Source organism: Roseobacter sp. N2S (genome assembly GCF_031454055.1).
Classification (GTDB): domain Bacteria; phylum Pseudomonadota; class Alphaproteobacteria; order Rhodobacterales; family Rhodobacteraceae; genus Amylibacter.
In genome coordinates, this window is record NZ_JAVDQB010000001.1 from 199,848 (window position 1) to 221,929 (window position 22,082).

Annotated in this window: 21 protein-coding genes; 9 read left to right on the top strand and 12 right to left on the bottom strand. The window is 55.2% G+C overall.

From position 1 onward, the window contains the following. The first annotated feature begins 213 nt into the window (after nt 1-213). Complete coding sequence (locus GGE09_RS01000) at nt 214-1,236, top strand: aspartate-semialdehyde dehydrogenase (protein ID WP_309742953.1); 1,023 nt, start codon at nt 214-216, stop codon at nt 1,234-1,236. Nucleotides 1,237-1,333: 97 nt separating this feature from the next. Here the strand turns inward: GGE09_RS01000 and GGE09_RS01005 are convergent, their stop codons facing one another. Then, nucleotides 1,334-1,561 (bottom strand): hypothetical protein, encoded by a 228-nt coding sequence (locus GGE09_RS01005; RefSeq protein WP_309742955.1) that lies wholly within the window; start codon nt 1,559-1,561, stop codon nt 1,334-1,336. 14 nt (nt 1,562-1,575) lie between these two features. Continuing rightward, nucleotides 1,576-2,736 carry a Na/Pi symporter gene (locus tag GGE09_RS01010; protein WP_309742957.1) on the bottom strand — a complete coding sequence of 387 codons (1,161 nt, stop codon included), beginning with the start codon at nt 2,734-2,736 and terminating at the stop codon, nt 1,576-1,578. A gap of 327 nt (nt 2,737-3,063) precedes the next feature. Here GGE09_RS01010 and GGE09_RS01015 point away from each other — a divergent pair, with 327 nt between their 5' ends. Both GGE09_RS01015 and GGE09_RS01020 read left to right on the top strand, forming a co-directional pair. Continuing rightward, entirely contained in the window at nt 3,064-3,426 is a 363-nt protein-coding gene (locus GGE09_RS01015; protein ID WP_309742961.1) for a hypothetical protein, read from the top strand. Nucleotides 3,427-3,626: 200 nt separating this feature from the next. Further along, a complete protein-coding gene (locus GGE09_RS01020) occupies nt 3,627-5,309 on the top strand; it encodes a mucoidy inhibitor MuiA family protein (protein ID WP_309742963.1) in 1,683 nt (560 codons plus the stop codon). Between the two features lie 107 nt (nt 5,310-5,416). Here the strand turns inward: GGE09_RS01020 and GGE09_RS01025 are convergent, their stop codons facing one another. Further along, nucleotides 5,417-6,070, bottom strand: a complete 654-nt coding sequence (locus GGE09_RS01025) for a carbonic anhydrase (protein WP_309744799.1) — start codon at nt 6,068-6,070, stop codon at nt 5,417-5,419. 141 nt (nt 6,071-6,211) lie between these two features. Here GGE09_RS01025 and GGE09_RS01030 point away from each other — a divergent pair, with 141 nt between their 5' ends. Beyond that, nucleotides 6,212-6,613 (top strand): hypothetical protein, encoded by a 402-nt coding sequence (locus tag GGE09_RS01030; RefSeq protein ID WP_309742965.1) that lies wholly within the window; start codon nt 6,212-6,214, stop codon nt 6,611-6,613. Between the two features lie 106 nt (nt 6,614-6,719). Here the strand turns inward: GGE09_RS01030 and GGE09_RS01035 are convergent, their stop codons facing one another. After that, complete coding sequence (locus GGE09_RS01035; protein ID WP_309742968.1) at nt 6,720-7,733, bottom strand: asparaginase; 1,014 nt, start codon at nt 7,731-7,733, stop codon at nt 6,720-6,722. Nucleotides 7,734-7,934: 201 nt separating this feature from the next. Between GGE09_RS01035 and GGE09_RS01040 the strand changes: the two genes are divergently transcribed. The 3 genes from GGE09_RS01040 (at nt 7,935) to GGE09_RS01050 (ending at nt 10,272) form a co-directional block, all read left to right on the top strand. Further along, nucleotides 7,935-8,453: an invasion associated locus B family protein gene (locus tag GGE09_RS01040; RefSeq protein ID WP_309742970.1), complete on the top strand. Its 519-nt coding sequence runs from the start codon at nt 7,935-7,937 to the stop codon at nt 8,451-8,453. Nucleotides 8,454-8,594: 141 nt separating this feature from the next. Further along, entirely contained in the window at nt 8,595-9,776 is a 1,182-nt protein-coding gene (rlmN, locus tag GGE09_RS01045; RefSeq protein ID WP_309742972.1) for a 23S rRNA (adenine(2503)-C(2))-methyltransferase RlmN, read from the top strand. Nucleotide 9,777: 1 nt separating this feature from the next. Then, nucleotides 9,778-10,272: a L,D-transpeptidase family protein gene (locus tag GGE09_RS01050; protein ID WP_309742974.1), complete on the top strand. Its 495-nt coding sequence runs from the start codon at nt 9,778-9,780 to the stop codon at nt 10,270-10,272. 71 nt (nt 10,273-10,343) lie between these two features. Here the strand turns inward: GGE09_RS01050 and GGE09_RS01055 are convergent, their stop codons facing one another. Beyond that, nucleotides 10,344-10,832 (bottom strand): CAP domain-containing protein, encoded by a 489-nt coding sequence (locus GGE09_RS01055; RefSeq protein ID WP_309742977.1) that lies wholly within the window; start codon nt 10,830-10,832, stop codon nt 10,344-10,346. A gap of 178 nt (nt 10,833-11,010) precedes the next feature. On the opposite strand from GGE09_RS01055, the gene GGE09_RS01060 reads away from it, so the two are divergent. Together GGE09_RS01060 and GGE09_RS01065 are read left to right on the top strand one after the other, a co-directional pair. Then, nucleotides 11,011-11,631, top strand: coding sequence for a L,D-transpeptidase (locus GGE09_RS01060; RefSeq protein WP_309742979.1), 621 nt, complete (start codon nt 11,011-11,013; stop codon nt 11,629-11,631). A gap of 159 nt (nt 11,632-11,790) precedes the next feature. Continuing rightward, the gene (locus GGE09_RS01065) at nt 11,791-11,979 is read left to right on the top strand and encodes a hypothetical protein (protein WP_309742981.1); all 189 of its coding nucleotides are present in this window, start codon (nt 11,791-11,793) and stop codon (nt 11,977-11,979) included. Nucleotides 11,980-12,039: 60 nt separating this feature from the next. Here the strand turns inward: GGE09_RS01065 and GGE09_RS01070 are convergent, their stop codons facing one another. From GGE09_RS01070 to GGE09_RS01100, 7 genes are all read right to left on the bottom strand, one after another. After that, nucleotides 12,040-12,408, bottom strand: a complete 369-nt coding sequence (locus GGE09_RS01070) for a VOC family protein (RefSeq protein WP_309742983.1) — start codon at nt 12,406-12,408, stop codon at nt 12,040-12,042. Continuing rightward, nucleotides 12,405-13,247, bottom strand: a complete 843-nt coding sequence (locus GGE09_RS01075; RefSeq protein ID WP_309742985.1) for an SDR family oxidoreductase — start codon at nt 13,245-13,247, stop codon at nt 12,405-12,407. Before GGE09_RS01075 ends, GGE09_RS01070 begins: the two co-directional genes overlap by 4 nt. Before the next feature lie 22 nt (nt 13,248-13,269). Continuing rightward, nucleotides 13,270-14,307, bottom strand: coding sequence for a tRNA epoxyqueuosine(34) reductase QueG (queG, locus tag GGE09_RS01080; protein ID WP_309742987.1), 1,038 nt, complete (start codon nt 14,305-14,307; stop codon nt 13,270-13,272). After that, nucleotides 14,307-14,972: a glutathione S-transferase family protein gene (locus GGE09_RS01085; protein WP_309742989.1), complete on the bottom strand. Its 666-nt coding sequence runs from the start codon at nt 14,970-14,972 to the stop codon at nt 14,307-14,309. The genes queG and GGE09_RS01085 overlap by 1 nt, the downstream gene beginning before the upstream one ends. A 56-nt stretch (nt 14,973-15,028) precedes the next feature. Next, nucleotides 15,029-15,808, bottom strand: a complete 780-nt coding sequence (gene mtgA, locus GGE09_RS01090) for a monofunctional biosynthetic peptidoglycan transglycosylase (protein WP_309742991.1) — start codon at nt 15,806-15,808, stop codon at nt 15,029-15,031. 117 nt (nt 15,809-15,925) lie between these two features. Then, complete coding sequence (gene gltB / locus GGE09_RS01095; RefSeq protein ID WP_309742993.1) at nt 15,926-20,458, bottom strand: glutamate synthase large subunit; 4,533 nt, start codon at nt 20,456-20,458, stop codon at nt 15,926-15,928. A gap of 95 nt (nt 20,459-20,553) precedes the next feature. Beyond that, nucleotides 20,554-21,990, bottom strand: a complete 1,437-nt coding sequence (locus GGE09_RS01100; RefSeq protein WP_309742995.1) for an NAD(P)-dependent oxidoreductase — start codon at nt 21,988-21,990, stop codon at nt 20,554-20,556. Nucleotides 21,991-22,082 lie beyond the last annotated feature (92 nt).

Genomic DNA, 22,082 nt, shown 5'->3' on the forward strand with positions numbered 1-22,082 from the left:
CGAATTCCAAATACCGCGCATTTGAGACATGTTTTCACGGTATTTTGTTCGATAACGTCGCGAATTGTCGGCAAATGGGTGCCACAGGCCCGCCGCAAGGCCGCGCCCCCTTCCCCTTGGTCCAAATCCCCGTTATGAGGCCTCGTCCCGTAAGGGATTTCGTCCAAATCATCCCGCAAGGGATTTGACCAAACAAACTCTAGGAGAACCTACATGGGCTACCGTGTTGTTGTCGTAGGCGCCACTGGTAATGTGGGCCGCGAAATGCTGAATATTCTGGCTGAACGCCAGTTCCCAATCGACGAAATTGCAGCGCTTGCATCGCGCAAAAGCAAGGGAACGGAAGTTGGCTATGGCGACAAGACACTGAAGACCGGGGATTTGGACACCTTCGACTTCACGGGTTGGGACATGGCCCTGTTCGCTGTCGGCTCTGAGGCGACGAAACAATACGCCCCCATCGCGGCCAAAGCAGGCTGTGTGGTGATCGACAACTCGTCGCTGTACCGCTATGATGCGGAAGTGCCGTTGATCGTGCCGGAATGTAACCCGGATGCGATCATGGAATATTCCAAAAAGAACATTATCGCCAACCCCAACTGTTCCACTGCACAGATGGTTGTTGCGCTGAAACCCCTGCATGACCGCGCGAAAATCAAGCGGGTTGTGGTGAGCACCTATCAATCCGTTTCCGGCGCTGGCAAGCAGGGCATGGATGAATTGTGGCGTCAGACCAAAGGCATGTATGTCCCGGGCCAAGAACTGCCCGCTGGCATCTTTACCAAAGACATCGCCTTTAACGTGATCCCCCATATCGACGTGTTCATGGAAGACGGGTCCACCAAAGAAGAGTGGAAAATGGTCGCCGAGACCAAAAAGATCGTCGACAAGTCGATCAAGGTCACCGCAACCTGTGTGCGCGTACCTGTGATGGTCGGCCATGCCGAAGCCATCAACATCGAATTTGAAGATTTCCTTGATGAAGAAGAAGCCCGCGAAATCCTGCGCGAAGCACCGGGCATCATGGTTGTGGATAAACGGGAAAACGGCGGCTATGTTACGCCGCGCGAATGTGTGGGCGAATACGCCACCTATATTTCGCGCATCCGCCAGGACAGCACCATCGAAAACGGCATCAACCTGTGGTGCGTGTCTGACAACCTGCGTAAGGGGGCTGCCCTGAACGCGGTACAGATCGCAGAACTGCTGGGCCGTCGGGTTCTGAAAAAGGGCTAACCCGCCCTTTCACCGACACTGTTAAAGAAACCCCCGCACCAATCTGGCGCGGGGGTTTTTCAATTCTTCGGGGCCCTAATATCGCGGGCCGGTCGGGTTAATTCTTTTTGCTGCGAATGTCTTCTAGTAAATAGGTCATGAAATCTTTGATGGATTGCAGGCTCAACTCGGCCGATTTGAAGTGATGCTCCAAGTGGGACACATCGTCATGCTGCTGGGATTCAACGCGGCGCTCCACCTCTCCCTTTAACTCCGCCAGCGTGGCTTCGGTTTCGGCAACCAGCTTGCTAAGGTTCTCTGTGGAAATCAGTTTGATGTTTTTCATCGTAAACTCCTGTCTTACAACATTGCCGTCAGACCCAGCGCGAGGCCCGGTATGATAAAGAACACGCCCAATATATAGGCCAGCGCCGCCAGCTTGTTTTCAGCCGCCGTGGCACCTAGCCATTCTGCCGCGCGCACCGGCAGAAACCGCAGGAACGGCAGGCCGTAAATCACCAGCACCCCCAGCACATTATAAGCCAGATGGATAAAGGCGATCTGCAAGGCCGCATTGGCATTGCCAGACACCGCCGTAGCCGCCAGCAGCGCGGTGATACAGGTGCCGATATTCGCCCCCAGCGTGAAGGGATAGATCTGGCGCAGCCCGAACGACCCAGAGCCCGCCAGCGGCACCATCAGCGACGTTGTGGTGGACGAGGACTGCACCAGAACCGTCACCACAGTACCCGACATAATCCCCGAAACCGGCCCGCGCCCAATCGCCGTGTGCATGATTTGCTTGGCCCGCCCGACCATCAACTGTTTCAGCAGCTTGCCAACATAAGCAATCGCCAGAAAGATCAGCGCAATGCCGAACAGGATCAGGAACACGCCGCCTGTCACATCGCCGAAATTGCCGATGAACATATGTTTGGACGCATCCACCACCGGCGCTGTTGCGGCTTTGACAAAGTTCAGCCCGCTCATCGACGCCTCGCCCGAGCCGACAAAAAGCCCCGCAAGTGCGCTGCCGGTTTTTTGTAGCAGACCAAAGGCCATTTCCAGCGGCAGGAAAATCACCACAGACATCAGGTTGAAAAAGTCATGCACCGTGGCGGCCGCAAATGCGCGGCGGAATTCGTCTTTGGCCCGCACATGGCCCAGTGACACAATTGTATTGGTAATAGAGGTGCCGATGTTGGCCCCCATCACCATAGGCACCGCAACTTCTACCGGCAGACCGCCCGCAACCAACCCCACAATGATCGAAGTCACCGTGGATGAGGACTGGATCAGAGCCGTTGCCACCGTCCCGACCACCAGCCCCGCAAAGGGGTTTGTGGCAAAAGCGAACAGCTCTTTGGCTTGGCCGCCCGCCGCCGCTTTAAAGCCGCCGCCGATCATGCCGACAGCGCAAATCAATAAATAGACCAACGCGGCAACGGCCACCCATTGCAACACCGAGCCCCCGTTTTTTGCGTCATCCTCGACGCTAATATTTTCATTCGAATAGGTCAAAATAGCCTCCGTAAACCACAATTTGGTTGCACAGATCGCTAAGCGGTATTTGTAACGGGCTGATATAAATGAGGTGAAATTATTTCTGGGTCAAACACGCGGGGAAAACGACCCAAAATCGCGAATCAAAGCTTCGAGAAAACCACCTGTAACCCCTTTGTTACAAGGGCGATCACGGCTTATTTGGAACAAAAACATGGCCTTCTAAAATAGTTTGGCAAGTTGAAAAAATATGTTGTTTTGCAAGGCATTTAACCCTAATTCCAGCCAATCGGAAGCGACAAGAATTAACGGATTGCTCTCCGACTTATCTCAGGAAAAACCAAAATGAACGTTTATCGTTTCACAGCTTTCGCAGCCGTGGCTGCGTCCGTTCTCGCTATGCCAATTTCAGGCGTACAAGCCGCAGCTCGCGACAAAATTACATTGGTAGTGCCTAAAGGTCTGTGCGCGAATGCGATCCAGCAAATGGCGACCGAATCCGTTAACAAACCGGCGTTCACCGTCTATGCAGCCCCACGCGTTCACAATGCGAAAAAGCTGAGCTGTGACCAACCCGGCCCCGAAGTCACCGTTGCCGCTTCTTCTTCCTCCAATATGGAAGTCGCACGTAAATCTGCGCTGAAAGCCTGTAACGATGCACGTGGTAAAAATGGCGCTTGTTTCGTCGTTGGCACACTGCGCAACTAATCCAGCGCAGCTGTTAAATTTCAAAGCCCGCCTGCTCCCACAGGCGGGCTTTTTTGTGGGTCGGGCGCCGGTTTTCCAAAATATTTTAGCCCTGCGCCAAGAACCGCCGACCCGCACCCGTCACAGACTGTGCATGGGTTGAGTTTCACCGCCCAGCGCCTAATCTGTGATCCAACGACTTCGAAAGACTGGAATTGAACATGAAACCGCTTTTGGCCGCCCTTCTTGCCACCACCGCCCTGCCGGCATTTGCAGAAACCTTTACCCTAGACACCAAAGTCACCGAGGCTTTGATCACAGGACAAGGCGGTGTGGTGACCTATGCCGCCCCGCTAAGCCTGACGCCGGGTTTGCATACATTGGTCGCGACCCTGCCTTTTGACGGCTATTCCAACGCGGTGCTGGATGTGCGGTTTGGCGAAGCCACAGGGGTGCGGGTTGTGTCACAAGCCGCGACCACCAGCCATGCCACACCGATCCGTCATCTGGCCTCGGCCAAGCTGCAAGCCGCGCAGGATGCACTGGATGCAACCCTTGCTGCCCAACGCGCCTTTGAGCAAAGTTATGAAACCAAACAAGCTGCCATTGCCGCCGCTGAATTGCAGGTAGAACTGGCCCATAGCACCGCCAAAGCCGGCTTTGGCAAACAAACCGAATCCTTGCAGGCAGATCAGGTCGCATCCGTTGCGGCAGCGTTGGCTGAAATCACCCGCAGCGCCCAGCAGACCATCGCCCAAACCCGCACCGAATTGGCCGCGATGGACCCAAAGCGCAAGGATCTGCGCGAGGATGTGGCCCATGCAGCAGAGGTGGTCAAAGCGCTGGAACCTGCTTCATTTGAACAGGTCCAGCAGATCACCACCCAGATCGAAGTCGCGCAGGCGCAGGATGTGACGGTGGAATTCGACAATCTGCAAGCCGCCTATTGGCAGCCAAGCTATTCTGCCGATCTGACCCAAACAGGCGCCACCGGCACGTTGCAATTGCACCGCACCGCCGTTGTGTCCCTGTCCCGCGAAGGGGAAAAGCCGCTGCATGACTGGACTGATGTGGCCATCACCCTGTCGACTGCCAACCTGCAAGATCGCACCAACACCAATATTCCCTATCCCCAGCTGAAACGGCTGGAGGATGAAGTCGCAATGCGCAAAAACGCCTCTGCGCGCAGCGATTACGGCAGCTCTGTTACCATGCGCGTGGCCGAACCCATGCCCGCCCCGATGGTCGAAGTTGCCGACCAGAACACTGGCCCGAATTTCGCTGGCCAGACCCTGTTGTTTGACCTTGGCGGCGGGCACAGCATTGACTGGACCACCGACTCTACCACGTTCAATATTGATACGCTGACCTTCCCCGTTGACCTTTATGCCATGGCCAATGCCGCGCAGGACACCAATGCGTTTCTGTACACCGACCTGAAAAACAACACGGGCGGTATCTTGTTGGAAGGACAGGTAAAACTGACGCGGGATGGCACCACCATCGGCACCACATATTTGCCGCGGCTTAGCCCGAACCAGACCGAACCCATCGGTCTTGGCCCGCTGTATGGCATCCGCCTGCAACGGGATACGCTGAACGTCGCGCAAGGGGACAGCGGGTTTATCACCTCAAAGTCCGAAGTGGAGCAATCTTATAATACCACGCTGTTTTCCGCGCTGGATTATGACATGCCGGTTCAGCTGCTGGACGTGATCCCCACATCCGAGGATGACGATCTGATCGTACGCCTGCAAGCCCGCCCCAGCCCTGACGAAACCAACCGCAAAGGTCAACGCGGCGTGCTGGTCTGGAACCTAGATCTGGCGGCAGGCACCACCCAAGAGGTTACATTCGGCTATCAGATGAAATGGCCTTCGGGCAAAATCCCCGTGCCGAACTGATCACCCCTTAGAACATAAAAATGGCGGCCTCTGGATGCAGGGACCGCCATTTATTTAAACAATTTTATATGAATTTCCGCCTGATCCTCGTTCGGATCAAGCTGGGATCACACGTCGATGAACTGGTTTTGAACCGGATCAAACTGCGACATCCGCCCAGTTTTAATATCCACCGAAACCCCGTGAAGCGCCAGATCCTCGGCCTCTACACGTTCGCGCACGAAGGGGAAGGTCATCAGGTTTTCCAACGAAACCATCACGCTTTGACGTTCCAGTTCTTTGATCTGGGCCGCCTCGTCGCTGGACACAGCAACGGCGCGTTCATAGCCCGGACGCAGAATATCCATCCAGCGCCCCACAAAACTGGTGTCTTCTTCCATTTCCGGCGCCTGACCCGAACACATGGCATGGCACCCTGCCACGCCGCCACATTGGGTATGCCCCATCACCACCAAATTCACCACACGCAGTGTGTTCACCGCAAATTCGATGGTCGCAGAGGTGCCGTGGTAATCCCTATCCGGTTCATACGGGGGCACCAGATTGGCGATGTTGCGATGAATGAAAAACTCGCCCGTGTCCGCCCCAAACAGCGACGTGGCATTCACACGGCTATCACAACACGAAATGATCATGGCGCGCGGGTGTTGGCCCTCGTCAGCCAGCTTCATATACCACGCTTTGTTTTCGGTATAAGTTGTAGCGTGCCAGCCTTGATATCTTTTGACGAGAGAGCTGGGTAAGGGTTTGGCAAAATGCATCGCACGTAACTCCAGAAGTTTGAGCACCTTTTCCTAAACTTTCTGGAAAATTACAACCTCTTCAATTTTAACAGGTAAGAATTTGGAAACCCGGGAACCTTAGGTTCAAAACGGGGACATCAAATTGAAAGTGGGTTGGTTATGACTTTTATCTTCCAGAAAAAACAAAAAATCTCGACTCTGCGCTTGCGTGAAGACCCTGTGCTGGAAACCACGGCACTGAACACCTTAAAGACGACTTTGGGTCAGGGGCAAAGCCGCGACATCGTTGAACGGGCGGCCTGTGAAGTGTCTGACAGGCTGTGTCGACTGGATTCGGCCCTGTCCAACGGCGATCTGGCACGGGCTGCGAAAATTGCAGGCGGGTTGATCGGGATCAGCGAACAAATCGGTCTACGCTCTTTTGCGGTTGTGGCACGGGATCTGGTGGGCGCCATCCACGCGAATGATTATGTGGCCATTGCCGCCATCAGCAGACGTTTGATCCGCCAGGGGGACGCGAACCTGTTTCATGCCATCGACTATGTCAGCAACCAGTCGTGAAGCGGCTCTGCTTGAAACGTTACCCTTTCACCCTTTGCTGTATCGACACTGCCGTTAACCTAAAGGCTACCAGCCGAATCTTAACAAACCGTAAGCAAGGGGCCGCTTAAACCTGCGCCCCGCCTGCATAAAGTGCCTCTGCGGGGGCGATGCGGCCCGTTTCCAGCCCGGCGAAATTATACTGTGTGGGGCACAGACGTTTCATCACGCTGGGATGGTTCGGATCCGCCACACCCAGACGCACCAAAAGCGCGGCCATGGCGCATTCTGACGCCCGTGTGGCCCCGTCCTGCACCTTAAGCGCCACGCCTAGCCCCCGTTCGGGCAGGATAGCGATAAAGACACCCTCGGCACCGGTTTTTACCACAGTGCGCCCGTCCATTGCCTGCATCAACTCGGTGCAGGCCCGCCCGCTGCCAGCCACCAGATCGGGATGGGCCTTCATCGCTGCAACCAAATCCGTTGCCGCCTGTGCCCGCACAGCCCCAAGTCGCGACGGATCTGCCATCCGCGCCATAGACGTGGCCAACCCGCGCAGGGTGCAGGCGTGATTTGGGGCGGAACAGCCGTCGATCCCATAGCCGGGAGAAGTCTCTCCGGTCATTTCCTCAAAGGCAGTCAAAATCGCCTGTTGCACCGGATGGTCAGGGTCCACATATTCCGCATCACCGCCCAAGTGCTTGTTCAGGGTCAAAAATCCGCTGTGTTTGCCTGAACAATTATTGTGCCTGCGATCATGTTTCTGGCCAAAGCGGATCAGCTCTTCCTGCTCTTCCTTGCCACGGGGGAATTGCGGCCCGCAGCGCAAATCGGTTTCGCCCAGACCCAGATCGCCCAGCCAAGTGGTCACACGATCCGTATGGATATGCGCCCCCTCATGGGACGCACAGGCCAGCGCCAGTTGTTCCGAATTCAGCCCGAACCGCGCGGCAGCACCGCTTTCCAGCAATGGCAGGGCTTGCAGCATCTTGCAGGACGACCGGGGATAGGTCACGCCATCAATCGCACCCCAGCTGGCAATCACATCCCCCGCCGAGTCGCAAACCACTGCGCGACCACGGTGAACGCTCTCTAGGATCGACCCACGCCACACTTCCGCCACATTTATCCAAGAATTCATCTTAATGCTCCATTTTCCGCCGAAACCTGCGACGTTTTAGCCAGCCTACTGGTCAAATAACTGCCATTTCGGTTAGGTAAAGGCCACAAGAAAACCACATTTTTTCCGTAGAAAAGGGCCATCGCAATGATGAGACAACACCCGATACTTGTTTCAGCACTAACTAGAGCGCGGAGGCTGAGATCCAAAATGATCCGTTCAATGGCATATACTTGTGGGTTTATGGCTGTATGTCTGGCAGCAGCCAGCGTTGCCTACGCACAGGAATCCACCAACCGTGTGGATGCAAAGACCGATTGGTCCGTGTTTGTTGAAGATCAACCCACCAAAGAGTGCTGGGTTGTCTCCAAGCCGACCAAAGTTGTGAACACGCGCGGCGGCAAGGTTGTATCGGCGCGCCGTGGTGACATTCTGCTATGGGTGACCTATCGCCCGTCCAATGGCATCAACGGTCAGGTTTCCTTTTCCGGTGGCTACCCGTTTGACCCCGATCAGCCAGTGAATATGCTGGTGGGCGACGCCAATTTTGACCTGTTTGTAGACGGCGAATTCGCTTGGCCGGCAACAGCAAACGATGACCAGAAAATCCGCGAAGCTTTGAAGCGTGGTTCTTCGGCCATCATGACCGCAAAATCAAAGCGCGGCACCCAAACCAAAGACACTTTTTCGCTGAACGGATTCACGGCTGCCTTGGCAGAAGCTGAAAAACGCTGCGGATAAAAATCGGTACACTGCGTTGAATACGGCCTGAATCACGGGCTGTTTATCTATTTCAACACTACGGGTCTACCAAAAGTACGAAACATGCTATATCAGCCCTCAATCCCTGCGATTGGGGGTTTTTTCAATGAGAGTCTCAAAATGTCCGCATCCGCACCAGCCGCTCCGATCACCCAAGACGTCCTGACGATCCCGCGCAAGCAGGATGGTGACGCCTTGCCAAACCTGATCGGTATGACACGCGACCAGCTGACAGAGGCGCTGACGAATGTTGGCATCGCTGAAAAACAGGTCAAAATGCGCCACGGCCAAATCTGGCAGTGGCTATACGTTAAAGGCGTGAAATCCTTTGACCATATGACCAACCTGTCCAAAGACATCCGCAACAAACTGGCGGAGAACTTTGTAATTCTGCGCCCTGAAATCGTGACCAAACAGGTCTCGACCGATGGCACCCGCAAATACCTGCTGCGCATCCAAGGTGGCCACGAGGTCGAAGCCGTCTACATCCCTGAAACTGATCGCGGCACCCTGTGTATTTCTTCGCAAGTGGGCTGCACGCTGACCTGTTCCTTTTGCCATACGGGCACACAAAAACTGGTGCGCAATCTAACGGTTGCGGAAATCGTCGGCCAAATTCTGGTAGCCCGTGACGATCTGGAAGAATGGGACATCGCGCCGGGGGAAAAGCGGCTGGTGTCCAACATCGTGCTGATGGGCATGGGCGAACCGCTGTACAACACTGACAATGTGCGCGATGCGATGAAAATCGCCATGGATGACAGCGGTATCGCCCTGTCACGCCGCCGCATCACCCTGTCCACATCGGGGATCGTGCCGGAAATCTACCGCGTCGGCGAAGAAATCGGCTGCATGCTGGCAATTTCATTTCACGCCACCACAGATGACGTGCGCGACACGCTGGTGCCCATCAACCGCAAACACAAAATCGCCGAGCTGTTGCAGGCCTGTCGCGACTACCCGCGCCTGTCCAATGCGGAACGCATCACCTTTGAATATGTCATGTTGAAAGACGTCAACGACAGCGACGAAGACGCCCGCCGTTTGGTCAAATTGATCGAAGGCATCCCAGCCAAGATTAACCTGATCCCCTTCAATCCATGGCCGGGCGCCCCTTATGAACGGTCTTCAAACAACCGCATCCATAAATTCGCCGATATCGTAAACGAAGCAGGCTACTCCAGCCCCATTCGCAGACCCCGCGGCGAAGACATCATGGCCGCCTGTGGCCAGTTGAAAAGCGCAACCGAACGGGCGCGCAAATCACGGGCACAAATGGAACGCGGCATAGAAGGGCTGTAACATGCGTTTTGGTATTCTTATTTTGGCGGCTGCATTTGCGTTAAGTTCTTGTTCTTCTTCAAAATTCAAACGGTACAACGGGCCACAAGTCACCCAAATTCTGGTGGATAAATCCGACCGGAAAATGTGGTTGTTGCACGGATCACGGTCCTTGGCAGAGTTCGACTTTGATCTGGGTTTTGCCCCAAGGGGCCACAAGGAATTTGAAGGCGACGGAAAGACCCCTGAAGGGGTTTACTTCATCGACCGTCGCAATCCCAACAGCGCTTATCACCTGTCCATCGGTATTTCCTACCCCAACGACGCAGACCGCGCGCGGGCGGCTGAAATGGGGAAATCACCGGGCGGGGATATTTTCATCCACGGCGGGCCGACCTTACTGGGGGACCGAAACAAGGCGGATTGGACGGCGGGTTGTATTTCTGTAACCAATAAGGAAATGGAACAGATTTACGCGATGGTGCAAGACGGCACCCCGATCTACATCAAGGAATAGCCCAAGCCCCAGAAACACAAAACGCGCCAAAGGGCGCGTTTTTTCTTTATCCAGCGAAAGCCCCGGCTCGATTAAGAGCCGAGAACCTCAACCCACCAGATCTTGCCGTTGCTTTCCTGATGCCAGCTTAGCCCCAGATTGCGGGCTTGCGGATGCAAGATGCCAGCCCGTGTCACCGGATCACGCATCCAGGCTTCCAATGTTTCGATATCATTCTCGAAAGTCTCGGAAATATTCTCGGCCAGCATTTTGCCAGCATAGCCTGTGCGTTCAACCCGCTGGATCGGGTTCGACCCGTCTGATCCGAAATGCCAGGGGCGGTTCTGGCGGGAAATATCCCGAGCATGGGTTTTCGCCGCGGCGGTCAGTTCAGACGACAACCCAACCGGATTAAGCCCCTGTGCCTGACGCACAGCATTTACCGCATCAAGGTGGCGGTATTGGATTTTTGAAACATCTCCGGCCGAGATCCGGAAAACTTGACGCTGATTCGGGTCAACCTCGGTACAAGCGGAAACAACGAACAACAGCGACAAAATAGCGATAGCAACGCGAAACATGGCAGTATTCCCCAAAATTCAAGGCTCTAATAAAGAGTCAAACCCTGCCTTACTGCGGTTTTAAAGGATATTCAAATGCACATTGGCAAGTTTATACCAGTTCTGTGTGGTTTGAATTGAATCTGTGCTCTCAAAACACTAATTTGGCCCCATAACGCAAAAGAACGGAATTTTTCAAATGTCAGATCACCTCAAATTTACCCGCCGAGCATTTTCTGGCTCTGTTCTTGCATCAGCCACCCTGGGCAGCAGCGCCATCGCGCAGCAAACCAATGATCCGGTGCTGTATCAGCAGTTGAAAAAGGAAAACCTGTCGAACCCTGAAACCGGTGCGGTAAAGCGGAACATCTCTGGCTTTACGGTGAAAGACTGGCGCCCCTATTTTTCCACCACCCGCAACGGGGTGATTCTGGTAGATACCCTAAGCCGCGCCTTGCATTTCTGGTCCGAAGACCTGTCGATTTACAAACTTTACCCCACCTCTGTGCCTGAAACACCCGAATTGACCCGCACAGGGCGCACTTCCGTCACCCGCAAGCGGGTTGGTCCCGATTGGCGCCCGACCCCGAACATGTTGAAACGGAATCCCGACTGGCCGAAATACATTCCGCCCGGTCCTGAAAACCCGCTCGGAACCCACGCCATGTATCTGGGATGGAAGTATTATCGCATCCATGGTACACAGGACACACGCAAAATCGGACGCCGTTCTTCCAACGGATGCATCGGTTTATTCAACGAACACATCGAAGAACTGTTCGGCCTATCCAAGGTCGGAACGCAAGTGTTGCTAATTTGACGACATTTGCATTTCGCGTGCCTAGAATTGGCCATGTTCCAGTTGCAATGCCCAATTTTTGCTGATTAAACCAGATCACGAGGTACAGTCTTGGGTGCGTGTCGTGGGGTCATACTACCTTCTCCCCATAAGCGATGCGCAGAACTTTGGAGAAATATTATGAAAAAAATCGCACTGGCAGTAGCCATGTCCGTAGCAGCCTCAGCTGCTTTCGCTGGTAACGTAGAACCAGTAGTTGCACCAGTTGTTGAAGTTGTTGAAGAAACATCTTCTTCTTCCTCTTCCGGCGCTCTGCTGCCAATCCTGGCACTGCTGGTTGTTGGCGCAGCTGTAGCTGCTTCCGACTAAGCAATTCAAATCTGGCAGCTATAGGCCGCCAGTGAGAATTCAAAAGGGATAGGTTTCGGCCTATCCCTTTTTTCGTGCCTGATTGCGAAAGGCGCGACTGGATACGGATACAGAATTCCCCGACGGGTCTTTGGCGTTGGCAAACACATAGCCATCACCCCGATGAATCGCGCCAAATGCGGGATGGGCGGCGACAAAACCTGCCACATCGGCCACATCAAACACCAGTTTCACCAGAACCTGCCCCATCTTTTGCGAACGCGCCGCCGGATGCAGGTTAATTCCCGCCCCACCGTCTGGATGGTTCATTTCCACAATCCGGTCTTTGGGATCATGCAGGGCTTCATAGCCGAAGTGTTCAGAATAAAAGGCCACCATCGCATCGATATCTTTGGCATAGATCACCACCCGCCCCAGAACGGCGGTCATGCCTCCGTACCTTCGGCGTTTAACAAAGCCTGAAGCCCGACGCGGTAATTCGGGTATTTCAACACGACCCCCAAATCCCGTTTGATCCGGTCATTGCGAACCCGCTTGCTTTCCGCGTAAAAACTGCGGGCCATAGGGGTCATATCTGCGTCTTCATAGGCGACAGCTTCTGGCACCGGCACCCCCAACAATTCGGCGGCATAGCCGATCACATCCTCGGGCGGGGCGGCTTCGTCGTCGCATAGATTAAAGATCGCACCCGCATCAGGGCGCGCAATACTGGCTGCCAGAACCTGCGCAATGTCTTCGACGTGAATGCGGGAAAACAGTTGGTTTTCCTTGATAATACGCCGCGCCGTACCAGCCCGCACTTTGGCAAAAGGCCCCCGTCCCGGCCCATAGATCCCTGCAAGGCGGAAAATATGCAGCGGCAAGCCCATAGCCTGCCACTCAGCCTCGGCATTGACCCGCAGGCGACCACGGCGGGTGGATGGGGTTAACGGTGTGGTCTCATCCACCCAGCCGCCCTGATGGTCGCCGTACACCCCTGTGGTGGACAGATACCCGACCCAGTCGAACGACCGCGCCGCGATTTCAGGTTTCAGCCCACGTAAAACCGGATCACCATCGCCGTCCGGACCAGCAGAAATCAGCAAATGGGTTGCCGCATCCAAATATGCCGTCATATCCGTGCCGGGCCAGATCACTGTGTCCACCCCCGCTTGGGAGCGTTCACCGGATCGCGTGGTGCCGATCACCCGCCACCCCTGCGGCATCAAAACTTCGGCCAGTGCCTGCGCCGAATACCCGTGACCAAAACTTAACAAAACACCTGACATTACACACTCCTAAGCGCGGGTTTCAGCCCGCCAATTCCCCGCACGCCCAACGGGCCGCATCCGCTACCGCTGGATCATCATCTGCGCAAAGACCCTGAACGATGGGCCGCAGGGATAAATCATCTGAATTCCCAATGGCATAACAGACGTTGCGCACAAAACGGTTGCGCCCAATCCGCTTGACCGGCGACCCTGAAAACAGGGCACGAAATGCGGGGTCATCCAGAACAGCCAGTTCCGCCAGACGGGGCGCGCGCAGATCTTCGCGCGCATGGTATTTCACCTCTGCCGCGCGGCTGGCGAATTTGTTCCACGGACACACCGCCAGACAATCATCACAGCCATAAATGCGGTTGCCCAGCCCTTTGCGCAGCGCTTCATCCACTGGGCCGTGATGTTCGATGGTCAGATAGGAAATGCACCGCCGCGCATCTAATTGATAAGGCGCGGGAAAAGCCTGCGTCGGGCAAATATCAAGACACTTGCGACAGGTGCCACAGTGGTCGACCTCGGCATTTGAAGGGTCCAGATCCAGCGTGGTAAAAATCGACCCCAGAAAGAACCAACTGCCCAGATTCCGCGACACCACATTGGTGTGTTTGCCCTGCCAGCCCAAGCCCGCAGCCTGCGCCAGCGGTTTTTCCATCACGGGGGCGGTATCAACAAACACTTTGATTTCAGCCCCGTCGGCCTGTTCAATCAACCAGCGCCCGACCCGTTTCAGCCGCTTTTTCAGCACATCATGATAGTCTTTATTCTGCGCATAGACACTGATTGCTGCGCGATCCCGCTGGTCCAGCACGTCCAGCGGATCATGGTCGGGCCCATAATTTTCGGCCAGCATCACCACCGATTTCGCCTCTGGCCACAGGACAGCAGGCGCGCCGCGCCAGTGCATGCGTTCGGCCATCCAACCCATCTGACCATGGCGCCCCGCATCGACAAATTCAGCCAAACGCGCCGCTGTGTGGGGGGCCGCATCGGGGCGGCAGACGCCAAAATCGGTAAAACCTTCGGCCAGCGCTTTTTCGCGCAATCGCTCGCTCAGCGGTGCCGACACTAAAAATCCAGATCGGAATAATGGGGCGGTTGCGGGAATCCGGGCAATTGATCCGCCAGCAAAGATCGGAAAGCCGGGCGCGATTTGATCTTGGAATACCATTCCTTAACCAACTCGTTACGATTCCAATCCACGTCGGAAATGTAATCAAGGCAAGACAATTGCGCCGCTGCGGAAAAATCAGCCAGCGACATCCGATCCCCCGCCAGCCAGCGCCGACGATCCAGCAGCCAGCCCATATAATCAATATGGAACTTGATCTTGGCAGAGCCGGTTTTCACGTTCTTACTGTCAGGATAGCCGCGCCCCATGACCTTTTTGCTGACCCGTTCACCCAGCAGGTTCAGCGTGACTTCGCGATAGAATTTATCATCAAACCAAGCATTTAGACGGCGAACTTCAGCCCGCCTCTCTGCGCCTTGGGGCATCAAAGGCGGCTCTGGGCGTTTCTCTTCCAGATATTCACAAATGGCGGTGCTATCGGACAGGATGATCTTATCCGTACGCAAAACAGGCACTTGCCCGCCGGGGTTCATTCGCAGGAAATCGGCCCGCTCCTCCCAATAGCGTTCCTCGACGAGTTCCACTTCGAACTTCTTTTCTGCCATGACCAGACGGACTTTGCGGCAAAACGGGGAGAGGGGATAGTGATAGAGCTTGTACATAACTGCCAGACGTCAGAGTTGGGGGTGGGTCTATTTGAACCTAAGCGTAACAATTTTCAACCGCCCTTGAAACAATCAGCCCGACCATCGGCGTCAATTGTTTGGGCACCGGCCATTATTTGCCGCGTTCGTTTTTTCAAAAAAGAGGTCGGGTTGCTGGCAGAGCGCTTTTTCGGTGATGGCAGCACCGCTGCGATACGTGCAGCCTGTAAAAGTGATAATTTATCCGGTTCCACTTTGAAATAATGCCGCCCCGCCGCGGCCACGCCAAAGACACCTTCGTCCATTTCAGCGATGTTCAAATACACCTCGACAATGCGCTGCTTGGGCCAGATCAATTCGATCAACAAGGTGAACCACGCCTCCATCCCTTTGCGAACCCACGTGCGTCCCTGCCACAAAAACACGTTTTTCGCCACTTGCTGGCTGATCGTGCTGCCCCCGCGCAGGCGTTCATCATCGGCAAAAGCGGCTTTTATGCCTTCTATGTCAAAGCCGAAATGGGTGCAGAAATTGGCATCCTCTGCCGCCACAAATGCGGGCGCGACAAAAGGGGAGAACTCTTCGATCGGGGTCCAATCGCGGTTCACTTCGCCCAGACGCATCCGTTCGGCAACAAAATAATAGGTCAGATAGGGATTCGCGAACCGCAGCAGGACCACCATCAGAACGCTCAGAACCACCGCTGCGGCACTGATCAAAAACAGTTTTTTCAACACCCAGCGAATCCAGTAGCGCCACGCGCCACTGAATGTATCGGCTGCCTTGCCGACCTTCCCCTTGCTGCGCGGGGTTTTCAGCTTTTTGCGCAACTTTGCGGCGTCATCTTCGGCCATTCAAATTCCCTCTGGCCGCAGTTTCCGCCAAGGCATCGCCCAAATCAACAGCTACAAATGAAAAGAAGGCCGAAACTGCGGCCTTCTTTTTGAGTATGGGCTGGGGTTCAGCCCAGATCAGGCAGATTTTACGCCATCTTCTTCGCTTAATGGCGCAGGCATCCGGTTCAGCATCTCTTTCGGGCAAACCTGCACGAAATGCGCCAGTTCTTCGTCCCAACGCCGCAAAATATCGGCGGCTTTGGCGGAGCGGGTTTCTGCCAGATGCTCTTTCAGCAGGTCTTCAAGCTGGCTCACCCAATGATCCACAGTAACAGGCGCTGTCACCAAGGTTTCGCGGTTGATCAGATAATCCAACTGACCCTCTGGGTCATAGATATAGGCCATCCCGCCTGTCATCCCCGCCCCGAAGTTCGCACCAACTGACCCAAGGATCACGGCAACACCGCCAGTCATATATTCACAACCGTTGGTGCCGCAGCCCTCAATCACCACACTGGCACCCGAGTTGCGCACCGCAAACCGTTCTCCCGCACGGCCATTGGCAAACAGCCGCCCCGCAGTGGCACCGTATAGAACCGTGTTGCCGATAATGGTGTTTTCCGCCGCGACAATCGGTGAACCTAGCGGTGGACGCACAACAATCGTGCCCCCCGACAGACCCTTACCAACATAATCGTTGGCATCGCCCGACACTTCCAGCTTCAACCCCGGTGCCGCAAAGGCACCCAGTGACTGCCCCGCGCTGCCGGTCAATTTCACTGTCAAATGATCCGCTTGCAGGCTGTTATTCATCCCGAAACGTTTCACAATATGCGAAGACACCCGCGTGCCGATGGTCCGATGGGTGTTTTGCACCGCATAAGACAGCTGCATCTTTTCACCGTCTTTAAAGAACGGCTGCGCATCTTTCACAATCGACGCATCCAGCGTGTCAGGCACAACCTGACGGGGCTTGTCGCGGTTGTAAACGATGGTATGGGCGTTATCGATGCTGATCAGCAGCGGGTTCAGGTCAAGATCGTCCAGATGGGCGGACCCACGGGACACCTGCGCCAGCATATCGGCGCGACCGATCACCTCGTCCAAGGACCGCATGCCAAGTGATGCCAGAATCTCGCGCACTTCCTGCGCGTAGAAAGTGATCAGATTCACCACCTTATCGGCAGTTCCAGTGAACTTCTTGCGCAGGTCTTCGTCCTGAACACAAACCCCGACAGGGCAGGTATTGCTTTGGCACTGACGCACCATGATACAGCCCATAGCGATCAGTGCAGCCGTGCCGATGCCGTATTCTTCGGCCCCGAGCATCGCCGCGATCACAATGTCACGCCCTGTGCGCAAACCACCGTCGGTGCGCAGGGTCACACGTTCGCGCAGCTTGTTCATCGACAGAACCTGATGCGCCTCGCTTAGACCCATTTCCCACGGCAAACCCGCATATTTGATCGACGTCGCAGGAGAGGCCCCCGTGCCGCCGTTATGCCCTGAAATCAGGATCACATCGGCTTTGGCCTTGGCCACACCTGCCGCAATTGTCCCGACACCGCTGCTAGCAACCAGTTTCACGGTCACTTTAGCAATCGGGTTGATCTGCTTGAGATCATAGATCAATTGCGCCAGATCTTCGATCGAATAGATGTCATGGTGGGGCGGTGGGGAAATCAGCGTGACCCCTTGTGTTGAATGGCGCAAACGCGCGATCAGTTCCGTCACTTTGATGCCGGGCAACTGGCCACCTTCACCGGGTTTTGCACCCTGTGCGACCTTGATTTCCAGCTCTTCACATTGGTTCAGATATTCCGCAGTCACCCCGAAACGGCCTGACGCCACCTGTTTGATCTTGGCCGACGGGTTATCGCCGTTGGGTTCAGGCACAAAATGCGCCGGATCTTCGCCGCCTTCACCACTGTCGGATTTTGCACCGATGCGGTTCATGGCCACGTTCAGGGTTTTATGCGCCTCTGGCGACAGCGCGCCAAGGGACATGCCGGGAGTCACAAACCGCTTGCGGATGGATGTGATACTTTCCACCTCATCCACTGAAATCGGCTTAGCGGTAGAGTTGAAATCCAGCAAATCCCGCAGATGAATCGGCGGATTTGACTGCATTTTGCGGGAATACTGCTTCCACAGATCAAAGCTCGCCCGATCACAGGCCGCTTGTAGCATGTGCATGCTTTGCGCTTCCCAAGCGTGTTTTTCACCGCTGCGGCGCTCTTTGTAAAAGCCGCCGATGGGCAGAACATCCTGTTCACCCAGCCAGCCACGGGCGTGGACTTCGCGGATTTTCTTTTGAATGCCGAACAGGCCAATGCCCGAAATACGGCTGTGCATGCCTGGAAAGAATTCCGCAACCATAGCACGCGACAGGCCCACAGCTTCAAAGTTCAGACCACCGCGATAGCTGGAAATCACCGAGATCCCCATCTTCGCCATGATTTTAAGCAATCCCTGATTGATCGCCTCGCGGTAGCGTTCCATCGCCACATCAAGGGTGCAATCCAGCAGGCCGCGATCAATCCGGTCCGCCAGACTGTCTTGGGCCAGATAGGCGTTCACTGTGGTTGCGCCACAGCCCACCAGAACCGCAAAATAATGCGGGTCCATACATTCAGCCGACCGCACGTTGATCGAGCAAAAGGTCCGCAATCCCGCAGCCGTCAACCATGCATGCACGGCCGAGGTCGCCAGAATCATCGGAACCGGAATACGATCCGCATCCTGATGGCGATCAGTCAGAACCAGATGGCCCGCACCGGATCGAACGGCTTCTTCTGCTTCGGATCGCACACGGTGGATCGCATCGCGCAGGCCGTTGGGGTTGCTGCGTTCAAAGGTACAGTCGATCGCCGTCACATTCGCGCCCAGCATTTCCACCAAAGCTTCGAATTTGGCGTTGCTGACGAAGGGGCTTTCCTTCACCAGAATTTCCGTCTGCTCGTTGCTTTCATCCAGCACGTTGCCAAGGTTGCCGAACCGCGTTTTCAGGCTCATCACGCGGAATTCGCGCAAGGAATCGATCGGCGGGTTGGTCACCTGACTAAAGTTCTGGCGGAAAAAATGGCTCAGCGGGCGGTATTTATCGGACAAAACCGCGCTTGGTGTGTCATCCCCCATGGATGCGATGGATTCCTTACCGTCTTCGGCCATGGGATGCAAAATCACCTCAAGATCTTCGACGCTGAACCCTGCCGCGATCTGGCGTTTGCGCAAGTCAGACCCGCTGTACAGCGCCCGTTCCTTGATGGATTTGGTCGCCTCTTCCAGATCGGTGATAGAACCAACCCATTTGTTGAAAGGTTGGGCTGCTGCCAGTGAATCCTTCAGTTCAGCGTCATGCCAAACCTTGTTTTCCTGCATATCCACGCCCAGCATTTGCCCAGGGCCAAGCGCGCCTTTACGCACAATGATGGATTCATCCACGGGAACCATGCCCGCTTCAGAACCTGCAATCACCAGACCGTCATTTGTGATCACATAGCGCATAGGCCGCAATCCGTTGCGATCCAGTCCCGCCACAACCCAGCGCCCGTCGGTCATCGCCAGCGCCGCTGGGCCGTCCCACGGCTCCATCACCGAGTTGCAATAGGCGTACATGTCTTTCCACGCATCAGGCATTTCGTGGCTCAGATTGCTCCAGCTTTCGGGCACCAACATGGTTTTGGCCATCGGGGCAGAGCGCCCCGCACGGACCATTACCTCGAACACGGAATCAAGCGCGGCTGAATCCGAAGATCCGCCTGCGATGATCGGTTTGATGTCTTCAGCATGTTCGCCAAAGTTCTTGGATGCCATGCGAATTTCATGGGATTTCATCCAGTTGACGTTGCCTTTTAACGTGTTGATCTCACCGTTATGGGCCAACATACGGAACGGCTGTGCCAGCCACCACTGCGGGAAAGTGTTGGTCGAATACCGCTGGTGATAGATCGCAAAGGCACTTTCAAACCGTTCGTCTTGCAAATCGGGGTAGAACACTGCAACCTGTTCGGCCAGCATCATGCCTTTGTAAATCACAGAGCGGCAGGACAGGCTACAGATGTAGAAATCCCGCACGGCAGCTTTGGCCACAGCTTTTTCGATGCGGCGGCGGATCACGTACAGTTCCCGCTCGAACTGTTCTTCATCCACGCCTTTGTTGTTGGAAATCAGGATTTGTTCGATTTCAGGCCGCGTTGCGTTGGCTTTTTCCCCCAGACAGGCCACATCCACCGGCACATGGCGCCAGCCGTAGATGTAATAGCCCATCTTCAGGACTTCGCTTTCAACAATTGTACGGCAGGTTTCCTGCGCGCCAAAATCAGTGCGCGGCAAAAACACCTGCCCCACAGCCATCAGTTGATCCATGTTCGGTTCATGGCCTGTGCGGCGGATCTGGTCATAGAAAAACGGTTTCGGGATTTGCACATGGATGCCCGCGCCATCGCCGGTTTTACCATCCGCATCCACAGCGCCGCGGTGCCAGATCGCCTGCAACGCGGTGATCCCTGCAACAACCACGCGGCGGTTCGGCTTCCCGTCAACCGCCACAACCAAACCAACCCCGCAGGACGAGTGTTCATCGTCTTCGCGGTACAAACCCTTTTCGGCCATCATGGCCCGTTTTGCTTCTTCTTCGGCTACCCATTTTGCATCATACTGAGTCATGGTGGCTTTTCCTTTCAAAACCCCGAACTGTGTCAGGGCTGGATCGTATATCGTATTATTCGGATGCCAGCGGGTTTGACCGCGGCGTTCCAGTTTTACTCGGCAGCAATCACTGTTTTGGCGTTCAAATCCGACAGGATGCTTTGCGCCGCATCACGCCCGTCTGCGATGGCCCAAACGACCAAAGACGCCCCGCGCACAATGTCGCCTGCTGCATAAACACCGCTTAACGCTGTGCGTTTGCTAACGAAATCAGCCTTGACCGTACCCCAGCGGGTGACTTCCAATTCGGGCGTATCCCAAAGAGTCGGCAGGTCTTCAGGCTCAAACCCCAACGCCTTGATCACCAGATCGGCAGGCTCCAGATAATCGGCACCCGGAATTTCTTCGGGGGCTTGGCGGCCTGTAACATCAGGTGCGCCAAGGCGCATTTGTTGCACGTAGACGCCAGAAACAGTGTCTTCCCCTGCAAACCCTTTGGGGGCAGAGAGCCAGACAAACTCTACGCCTTCTTCTTCGGCATTCGCGGTCTCACGCAGGGAACCCGGCATGTTTTCACGGTCCCGACGGTACAGACATTTGACCGATGTGGCGCCCTGACGGATAGCTGTGCGGACACAGTCCATCGCGGTATCCCCGCCCCCGATGACAACTACATTCTTTCCCTCAGCCCACAATTCTCCGCTGTCAATTTCAGCGACTGTATCGCCAAAGTTTTCGCGGTTAGAGGCCGTAAGATAGTCTATAGCCTTAACAATTCCGTTCAGCCCGGCACCCGGCCCGCCCAGATCGCGGGACTTATAGACGCCCGTGCCGATCAGGATTGCATCATGGGTTTTCTGCAACTCGGCAAAGGAAATATCCTCACCTACATTGCAGTTTAACTTAAAGGTCACGCCGCCCTCGGCCAGTTGGGCATTGCGGCGTTGCACAATCTCTTTTTCCAGTTTGAAACCGGGGATGCCATAGGTCATCAACCCGCCAGAACGATCGTAGCGGTCGTAAATGGTCACCTGAACACCCGCACGGCGCAGCACATCTGCCGCCGCCAGCCCAGCTGGCCCCGCGCCGATGATGCCCACAGATTCAGTCCGTTCAGCATGAGGCTTGATCGGCTTCACCCAGCCGTTTTCCCAAGCCGTATCAGTGATGTATTTTTCCACCGATCCGATGGTGACCGTTCCGTGACCCGATTGCTCGATCACGCAATTTCCTTCGCACAGGCGGTCTTGCGGGCAGATACGGCCACAGATTTCAGGGAACTGGTTGGTCGCCTGACTGATTTCATAAGCTTCCTGCAAACGCCCCTCGGCGGTCAGTTTTAGCCAATCTGGTATATTATTGTGCAGCGGGCAGTGATCCTGACAGAAGGGCACGCCACATTGGGAACAGCGGCTTGACTGTTCAGCCGCTTTATCCGCAGCATACTGGCGATAGATCTCATCGAAATCCGAAGTCCGCAGGTTCGGCACACGCTTTTCGGGCATATCCCGTCCAACGGTTACAAATTTTAACATCTTTTGTTCGGCCATGGTCATACACCTGCAGTAACTACTCTTCAGAGCCTGCTTTCTAACCAATAAAATCGCACAGGCAAAGGGAAAATGTGAATATAGGTAAAACG